Genomic DNA, 7,549 nt, shown 5'->3' on the forward strand with positions numbered 1-7,549 from the left:
TCACTAATCGAAATGCTGTCCTCCGTTAATCGCTGGATATAGAGCGTTGTGAGTAATCTGCAAAATTCTGAAACCATTTTATTGCTGAATATCACTCATTGGTGATTTCAGTAAAGTCGGGCTAATCCTCAGGCCCCTCCATTGTTAGCATGCTCACATAACAATCCAATGCGCAGCGCATTGGCTCATCGGGTTTATTAACCCGGTCAATAAGCTTGATCTTCGCACCGCGCCTCTTGCGCGTACTTGCCGAACTCTTTCTCCCCATTGCCGTCAGCAGCTGTTTCAGCCTGTGCTGCGGCAGTTTGCAAACTCATGCGCGCATTTTTCAGCGCGATGTTCGAGGACTTTATGCCATTCAAGCCTATCTTTCCTGCTTTGGTGACCGCCATTGCTTTTGCCACGATGCTCAGTGGATGCAACAAGGAGCAGGCTGCTGCTACCCCGGCGCAAGCCCCTCAAGTCAGTGTGGTGACCCTGAAACCTCAGGCGGTGACCTTGTTCAACGACCTGCCCGGGCGTACCAGTGCCTACCGCCTTGCTGAGGTTCGGCCGCAGGTGGATGGCATCGTCCTGAAACGCTTGTTCAAGGAAGGCGCAGATATCAAGGCTGGTCAGCAGCTTTATCAGATCGATCCATCAACTTACGAGGTGACGCTCGCCAGTGCGCAGGCCAGTTTGGAGCAATCTCGCTCGCTGACCACCCGGTATCGGCAACTGATCGATGAGCAGGCGGTGAGCAAGCAGGAGTATGACACCGCTCGATCTCAGCAGATGCAGGCAGAGGCACAAGTCAAGGGCGCCCAGATCAATCTGAGATATACCAAAATGTTCGCGCCCATCAGCGGGCGAATTGGACGTTCGGCTGTGACCGAGGGTGCGCTAGTTTCTAATGGCCAAGCAGCCCCCCTTGCGATTATCCAGCAACTCGACCCCATTTATGTCGATGTCACTCAGCCTTATGGCGAGGTGCTCAAACTGCGTCGGGCTCTTGAAAGCGGGCAGTTGCAGAAAACTGCTGACAGGGCTGCGAAAGTCAGCCTGAGACTTCAGGACGGTAGCCAGTATCCGCTGCAGGGTTCGCTGGAGTTTTCAGAAGTCTCGGTCGACGAAGCAACCGGCTCGGTCACCCTGCGCGCCGTGTTCCCCAACCCCGATCACTTGCTGCTGCCCGGGATTTTTGTGCATGCGCGGTTGCAGGAGGGGGTCGCCGAGCAGGCCATTCTTGCTCCACAGATTGGTGTGACCCGGGATCTCAAGGGCACCCCGACCGCCATGGTCGTTACCGCCGATAACAAAGTCGAGCAACGCCAGCTCAAGGTTGGCCGCACCGTCGGTGCGAATGTGCTGGTGGAAAGCGGCTTGAGCGCCGGAGACAAAATCATCGTCGAAGGGCTTCAGTTCATTAAGCCGGGGATCACCGTGGTCGCTCAGGAAGCGATGACAGATGAGGCGAACAGAGCCCCTGTAGCGCTAAACACCAGCGCTAAGGCGGAGTAGACCATGTCGAAGTATTTTATTGATAGACCGATCTTCGCGTGGGTGCTTGCACTGATCATCATGCTCGTTGGGGCATTGTCGATCCTCAATTTGCCGATCAATCAATACCCTGACATCGCACCGCCCGCTGTCGCGATTCAGGTTTCTTACCCCGGTGCTTCCGCGCAGACAGTGCAAGATACGGTCGTGCAAGTGATCGAGCAGCAGATGAACGGCATCGACAATCTGCGCTACATCTCTTCGGAGAGTAATGCCGATGGCAGCATGCGAATCATCGTGACCTTCAACCAGGGTACCAACCCGGATATTGCCCAGGTTCAGGTACAGAACAAGCTGAACCTGGCCACGCCGCTGTTGCCGCGGGAAGTGCAGCAGCAAGGGCTGCGCGTCACAAAATTCCAACAGAATTTCATGATGTTCATCGGTCTGGTTTCCACCGATGGAAAACATACCAAGGAGGACCTATCCAACTACATCGTCTCAAATATCCAGGACCCGATTTCGAGGACTTCAGGTGTTGGTGACTTTCAGATTTGGGGCACGCAATACGCCATGCGAGTCTGGCTGGACCCGGCCAAACTGAACCAGTTCCAGTTGACGCCAGTCGACGTGACCGAGGCGATTGAGGCGCAGAACGTACAGGTAGCTTCGGGCACGATCGGTGGTCTTCCTGCGCGCAAAGGTACGGTGTTTACCGCAACTATCATCGGCAAGACGCGACTGCAGACCTCCGAGCAATTTGGTGACATTTTGCTTAAGGTCAATAGCGACGGCTCCCAGGTGCGCCTGAGTGATGTGGCTGATATCAGTTTGGGCGGTGAAAACTACAGCATCAACGCCCAAGCCAATGGCAAGCCTGCCTCGGGTATCGCCATCCGCTTGGCCACAGGCGCCAACGCCCTTGATACCGCCAGGGCGATTCGCGCCACGGTCGACCGACTGAAACCATTCTTCCCGGCCGGGATTGAAGCGGTGTACCCGTATGACACGACGCCGGTGGTCACCGAATCCATCAGCGGAGTGATGCATACACTGGGCGAGGCGGTAGTTCTGGTCTTTCTGGTCATGCTGCTGTTTTTGCAAAATCTGCGCGCCACCATCATTACGACTTTGACAGTGCCCGTTGTGTTGTTGGGTACGTTCGGCGTCCTTGCCGCGGCCGGCTTCTCTATCAATACCTTGACCATGTTCGGCATGATCCTGGCGATTGGATTACTCGTCGACGATGCGATTGTGGTGGTTGAAAACGTCGAACGGGTGATGGCGGAGGAGCACCTGTCACCCAGGGAGGCCACGCGCAAATCGATGGGGCAGATCCAGGGAGCGCTGGTGGGTATTGCCTTGGTGCTTTCGGCGGTGCTGTTGCCCATGGCTTTCTTTGGTGGCTCCACTGGCGTGATCTACCGGCAGTTCTCGATCACTATCGTATCGGCCATGGCGCTTTCGGTATTTGTTGCTTTGGTATTCACCCCGGCGCTTTGCGCCACGCTGCTCAAGCCCATCGATCCGACAAAGCACGGTCAGCCCAAGCGCGGTTTTTTTGGATGGTTCAACAGACGGTTCGATGCCTGCGTCAACGGATATGAGCAGGGCGTAGGCCAGATCATTCGGCATAGGGTGCCGGGCTTTATGGTTTACCTGGTAATCGTCGCCGGCACGATCTGGATGTTCGCCCGGATACCGACCTCGTTCCTGCCCGATGAAGACCAGGGTTTGATTTTTACGCAGGTGCAGACGCCGGCCAACAGCTCGGCTGAGACCACGCAAAAAGTGCTTGATCGCATGAGTCAGTACTTGCTGGACAAAGAGCACGGAGAAGGTAAAGCCGTTGCGACGGTGTTCACCGTTAACGGCTTCAACTTTGCCGGCCGCGGGCAGAATTCAGGGATTGCGTTCGTCAACCTGAAGCCATGGGATGAACGAGACAGTGACAATACTGTGTTCAAAATTGCCCAGCGTGCCCAGCAAGAGTTCCTGAAGTACCGCGACGCCCTGGTATATGCGGTGGTTCCGCCTTCGGTACTGGAGTTGGGTAACGCCACCGGCTTCGATTTCTACCTGCAGGACCAGGATAGCGTGGGCCATCAAAAACTCATGGAAGCGCGCGGCAAGTTTCTTGAGCTGGCTGCCCAGAGCCCGGTCCTCGCCGGTGTTCGCCCAAACGGCTTGGCCGACGAGCCACAGTACCACCTGACCATCGACGACGAGCGCGCGCGGGCGATGGGTATTTCTCTGGCCGATATCAACACCACGCTGTCAGTGGCATACGGCAGTAGTTATGTGAACGATTTCGTTGATCGCGGCCGAGTTAAGCGGGTGTACGTACAGGGCCAGCCTGACTCGCGCAGCACCGCAGAGGATCTGAGTAAATGGTTCGTGCGTAACAACCAGGGTCAGATGGTCCCGTTCTCGGCATTTGCGAGTGCCGAGTGGATCTTCGGCTCACCAAAACTGTCGCGCTACAACGGCGTTCCTGCCGAGCAAATTCTCGGGACTCCCGCCCCGGGTTACAGCTCTGGCCAGGCGATGGCGGAGGTCGAGCGAATTGCAGAACAACTGCCGCCCGGCGTAGGCATCTCTTTTACCGGGTTGTCCTATGAAGAGCGTCTTTCAGGGTCACAAGCGCCTGCTCTGTATGCGCTGTCGATTCTCGTCGTGTTTCTATGTCTGGCGGCACTCTATGAAAGCTGGTCGATCCCGATTGCGGTCATCTTGGTCGTGCCTCTTGGGGTAATCGGCGCGCTAATGGCCACGGCATTGCGGGGACTGTCCAACGACGTGTTCTTCCAAGTGGGTCTGTTGGTGACTGTGGGGTTGGCGGCGAAGAATGCGATCCTGATCGTCGAGTTTGCCAAGGAATTGAATGAAAAAGGTACACCGTTGCTGGAAGCGACGGTCGAGGCTTGTCGTATGCGTCTGCGTCCGATCGTGATGACGTCCTTGGCATTCATTCTCGGCGTGCTGCCTCTGACCATTTCCAGCGGAGCCGGCTCTGGCAGTCAGCACGCCATCGGCACGGGGGTGATCGGCGGCATGATAACGGCCACCGTTCTGGCGATTTTTTGGGTTCCCCTGTTCTTCGTTTCCGTTTCAACCTTGTTTAAAGGCAGCCGCAAGAAGCAGGACGAAACTGCTATGCGTGAGGAGGCAGGCCAATGACTCGCTCTTTAATCGGTCTCGCGATCAGCGCCGCTGTTCTGAGTGGTTGCTCACTGATCCCTGAGTATCAGCGACCGCAGGCTCCAGTTGCGGCGCAATATCCGCAGGGTCCTGCCTATCAGGCAACCAACGCTGCCGACCAGGCCGCTGTGGAGCAGGGGTGGCGCGAGTTTTTCCACGATCCGGCATTGCAGCGATTGATCCAGACTGCCTTGATCAATAACCGCGACCTGAAGGTCGCGGCACTGAACGTTGAGGCGTACCGGGCGCAATACCGAATCCAGAGAGCTGACCTGTTTCCGGCGATTGGCGCCAACGCCAGCGGAACACGACAGCGACTGCCGAGTGCTCAGACGCAGTCCGGTCAGGCCAGTATTTCCAGCCAATATGACGTCAACCTGGGAATCAGTTCGTACGAGTTGGATCTGTTTGGTCGCATCGCCAGTCTCAGCCAGCAGGCATTGGAAACGTATCTGTCTACCGCCCAGGCCCGACGCTCGACCCAGATCAGCATCGTTTCGAGCGTGGCCAATGCCTACCTCACCTGGCAAGCTGACCGTGAATTGCTCAAGCTCACCGAGAATACATTGGGCGCCTATGAAGAGAGCTTGCGTCTGACCGCTCGGAGCAATCAGGTGGGTGTGGCTTCTGCGCTTGATCTCGCACAGGCGCGTACCTCGGTGCAAGGTGCGCGGGCGAGCTTGGCAAACTACCAGCGCCGGGTAGCCGAAGACGAGAATGCTTTGGTGCTTCTTCTCGGTACAGGACTGCCCGCCGATTTGCCAGAGCCACAGTCCTTGGATGGCGACTTGCTCGCCAACGTACCGGCCGGACTGCCTAGTGATTTACTCGTCCGCCGTCCTGACATCCTAGCTGCCGAGCATTCGCTCCTGGCGGCTAACGCAAATATCGGTGCGGCGCGAGCGGCGTTTTTTCCTAGCATCAGCCTTACGGCAAATGCTGGCACCTCGAGCGCGAATCTGGATGGGCTGTTCAAAAGTGGCTCAGGCAGTTGGGCGTTTTCCCCTACCATCAGCTTGCCGATTTTCAATGCTGGCGCGTTACGCGCTAGTCTGGATTACTCAAAGATCCAAAAAGACATTGGTGTGGCCAACTACGAGAAAGCTATCCAGACTGCTTTCCAGGAGGTCTCCGACGGGTTGACTGCACGTAAAACTTACGTCGACCAGTTGCAGGCACAGAAGGATCTCGTTAACGCCAGCCAAGATTATTATCAGCTTGCCGAGCGTCGCTATCGAATCGGCGTGGACAGCCACCTGACTTTCCTGGACGCGCAGCGCTCGCTGTTTAGCAGCCAACAAGGGCTGATCAACGATCGTCTTGCGCAGTTGCAGGCTGAAGTGAGCTTGTATCGTGCACTGGGTGGGGGATGGAACGAGCGGGGCACGCATAAACTCTGAGGGCGACTAAGCAAAAACGCCCGGCGATAGGCCGGGCGTTATTGTTTTAGCGTGGAGTGAAACTGTCATGATTACTGTGTACTTAGGTGGTACCTCGCTGTCACCTGCTCTGCGGGAAATTACAAGCAGGGCATTTTGTCAGTTTGAGCCAAGGTATTACCTTTGCTGTCAATAAGTTCAATTTTTACCTCTTTTCCCGCACTACTTTCCATCAAGGTGTAACGTTCATTCGGTAAGAAATTGTCATAGGACAGGGTGGCAACACAGCGGTGTTGGCTTTCCTGGTAGCCCTTGGTAACTACCCCAACTTCCATCGTATGCGCCCCTGGCGATACTTTGAAATAAGTCAGGTTCTCTGCACGTTGCGTATCCAGGCGTCTGGCCAGCATTTCATCACCGATCTGCTCGTGAAGATTGACAATGGATTCGCCATCCTTAAGCGTCGGAAGTTCAGTCGCGCAGCCAGCCAGGCCGGTGATTAAAATGATAGAAGCTGTAAGTTTGGCAAGGTTCATAAGTGTCCTGAGTTCTTTGGGGGTCGAGAATAGCTATAAGCTTGTTCTGAACCGTTAAATAGGGAAGGTTTTAAGCAAGCTGTTCCCGCCTAATAACGCATTGGTTTGGGAACGTGCGCCCGTTGTTTCTGTGGATGACGCGAGATGATCGAGGGCGGCAAGGGTTAAGATGCTTACTCGATATCCGGAATGAATTTGTTGTCGGTATGGGGATATTCTACAGGCTGATTTTTAATTGATTAGCCTGTGAGCTATTGATGCAGTGCTGAGCTTTACTCACTAATGATGAGCCATCCACGACGCCGGGCGCCTGAATCCCTCAGGTGTTGCAGGTGATATTTGCTGCGCGTTGGACGTTACCGTCATCGAATCTATCGTCGACCAATCAGTTGTTTCTGTCGCTGAGACGATCAGCCTTTAACGATGAGGCGCGAGTTTCGTTCATTGCGAAAGGCCAGTTCTTCAATGGTTTGCGTGGCGTACTCTGCGTCTTCGCGAGCCTGCAGGATTATCCCGTGATGTGCGGATTTACTACACACCGGATCAGCATTGCTGGCGTCCCCCGTGAGCATGAACGCCTGGCAGCGACAGCCACCGAAGTCCTTTTCTTTTTCATCGCAGGAGCGGCACGGTTCGGGCATCCAGTCATAACCGCGGAAACGGTTGAAACCGAACGAGTCGTACCAGATGTGCTGCATGCTGTGGTCGCGCACATTGGGAAACTGCACCGGCAGCTGTCGGGCGCCGTGACAGGGCAGTGCCGTGCCGTCCGGCGTGACGGTGAGGAAAATGCTGCCCCAGCCGTTCATGCAGCCCTTGGGGCGTTCTTCATAGTAGTCCGGCGTGACAAAGATCAACTTGCACGGATTGCCTTCGGCTTCCAGCTTGGCGCGGTATTCATTGGTGATGCGCTCGGCGCGTACCAGTTGCTCCCGGGTGGGCAGCAGGCCGACG

Annotated in this window: 6 protein-coding genes; 3 read left to right on the forward strand and 3 right to left on the reverse strand. The window is 55.8% G+C overall.

The window, feature by feature from the left end:
- Positions 1 to 206 precede the first annotated feature (206 nt).
- On the reverse strand, positions 207 to 362 hold the full coding sequence (locus J4E53_RS19245) for a hypothetical protein (RefSeq protein WP_158249662.1): 156 nt from the start codon (positions 360 to 362) through the stop codon (positions 207 to 209).
- On the opposite strand from J4E53_RS19245, the gene J4E53_RS19250 reads away from it, so the two are divergent.
- Genes J4E53_RS19250 through adeC form a run of 3 tightly spaced genes read left to right on the forward strand, consistent with a single transcriptional unit; the run spans position 352 to position 6,080 of the window.
- Positions 352 to 1,500: an efflux RND transporter periplasmic adaptor subunit gene (locus J4E53_RS19250; protein ID WP_103309651.1), complete on the forward strand. Its 1,149-nt coding sequence runs from the start codon at positions 352 to 354 to the stop codon at positions 1,498 to 1,500. The genes J4E53_RS19245 and J4E53_RS19250 overlap by 11 nt on opposite strands.
- 3 nt (positions 1,501 to 1,503) lie before the next feature.
- Positions 1,504 to 4,659 (forward strand): efflux RND transporter permease subunit, encoded by a 3,156-nt coding sequence (locus J4E53_RS19255; protein ID WP_060743029.1) that lies wholly within the window; start codon positions 1,504 to 1,506, stop codon positions 4,657 to 4,659.
- Entirely contained in the window at positions 4,656 to 6,080 is a 1,425-nt protein-coding gene (adeC, locus tag J4E53_RS19260) for an AdeC/AdeK/OprM family multidrug efflux complex outer membrane factor (protein ID WP_060743028.1), read from the forward strand. Before J4E53_RS19255 ends, adeC begins: the two co-directional genes overlap by 4 nt.
- Positions 6,081 to 6,199: 119 nt before the next feature.
- On the opposite strand, the gene J4E53_RS19265 is transcribed toward adeC, so the two are convergent.
- Positions 6,200 to 6,595, reverse strand: coding sequence for a hypothetical protein (locus J4E53_RS19265; protein WP_060743027.1), 396 nt, complete (start codon positions 6,593 to 6,595; stop codon positions 6,200 to 6,202).
- 410 nt (positions 6,596 to 7,005) lie between these two features.
- A partial coding sequence (locus J4E53_RS19270) for an SPASM domain-containing protein (RefSeq protein WP_207268174.1) occupies positions 7,006 to 7,549 on the reverse strand: 544 nt, incomplete at its 5' end.

It is taken from the genome of Pseudomonas sp. FW305-28 (genome assembly GCF_017351395.1).
Lineage (GTDB): Bacteria > Pseudomonadota > Gammaproteobacteria > Pseudomonadales > Pseudomonadaceae > Aquipseudomonas > Aquipseudomonas fluorescens_AA.

Coding starts and splice junctions, on each gene's coding strand:
- J4E53_RS19250 (WP_103309651.1), top strand. CDS start 352: ATGCCATTCAAGCCTATCTTTCCTGCTTTGGTGACCGCCATTGCTTTT.
- J4E53_RS19255 (WP_060743029.1), top strand. CDS start 1,504: ATGTCGAAGTATTTTATTGATAGACCGATCTTCGCGTGGGTGCTTGCA.
- adeC (WP_060743028.1), top strand. CDS start 4,656: ATGACTCGCTCTTTAATCGGTCTCGCGATCAGCGCCGCTGTTCTGAGT.
- J4E53_RS19265 (WP_060743027.1), bottom strand. CDS start 6,595: ATGAACCTTGCCAAACTTACAGCTTCTATCATTTTAATCACCGGCCTG.